Genomic DNA, 1011 nt, shown 5'->3' with positions numbered 1-1011 from the left:
TCGCCGAAAACCAAAGTGTTCTACCACGCGCGCGGCCTTGATCCGGAAACTTATCCGAAAATTGCCAAGCTTTTCGACAAGCTGGGCGTGTACATCATCGGCAACTGCAAACACGAACGCGAAAAACTCATCCGTTACGGTTTCCCTGCCAACCGCATCACCTACACTTACAACGCCCTGCACAAAGCGGATTACGTTCCTGAAAAAACAGTCAAAGACTATGTCCAACTGGGCACGCTTTCCCGTTTGGACACCGTCCGTGCTGTGCATCTGATGTTGGACATTCTCAAGAAAATGGTTGACCGCGGTATGCCTGTACGCCTCAACGTTGCAGGCATCGGCGAAGAAATGGACAACCTCAAAGCCCAAGCCAAACGTTTGGGCATTGAAGACAAAGTTACCTTCCTCGGCGGCGTCCGCGACTTGACCGGCTACTTCAAAGAAGTCGATATTTTGGTGAACACGCCGCATTGCGTGGGCGACCACGGTGCAGGCGTCGGCAACAATATTTTGGAAGCCGGCCTCTACGACACACCTGTCGTGACCTACAACATGGCGGGCATTTCCGAAATGGTCATCACCGGCCAAACCGGCTACTGCATTCCTTTCGGCGATGACGAAGCGTTTATCGAAGCCGTCGATACACTCATCAAGCATCCAGAGCTGCGCGGTCAAATGGGCAAAGCCCTGCACAAACACGTCGAAACTTTATGCTCTGACGACGAAATCTACCGCACCACCATGGCTGCGTACGAAATGTAAGGCCGTCTGAAACATGAACATTACCATCGTCGCCCCTTATTGCTCGCTGCCGTCCGAGCCGCATTTCAACCGCTTCTGGTATCTTGCCGAGCTGTTGTCGCAGTCGCATGACGTGTTGCTGATTACCAGCAACTTCAAGCACTACGACAAATCTTTCAGACGGCCCGAAGATGCCGAGGCCGCCTCACAAGGCCGTCTGAAAGTCATGCTGTTGGAAGAAAGCGGATACAGCAAAAACGTGTCTTTAGG

General features: G+C 52.6%; 1 protein-coding gene and 1 pseudogene. Both read left to right on the top strand.

Annotated features, from left to right (window positions below):
* Positions 1-762 (top strand): glycosyltransferase (locus ACTHUT_RS21100; protein WP_440419757.1); only part of this gene is annotated, 762 nt, incomplete at its 5' end.
* Positions 763-775: 13 nt separating this feature from the next.
* Positions 776-1011, top strand: a pseudogene (locus ACTHUT_RS21095) (hypothetical protein); the annotation flags it as partial.

The organism is Neisseria sp. P0022.S010, assembly GCF_051956635.1.
The sequence above is the reverse complement of the archived record's forward strand: the minus strand, read 5'-3'. Positions and strand labels throughout refer to the sequence as shown.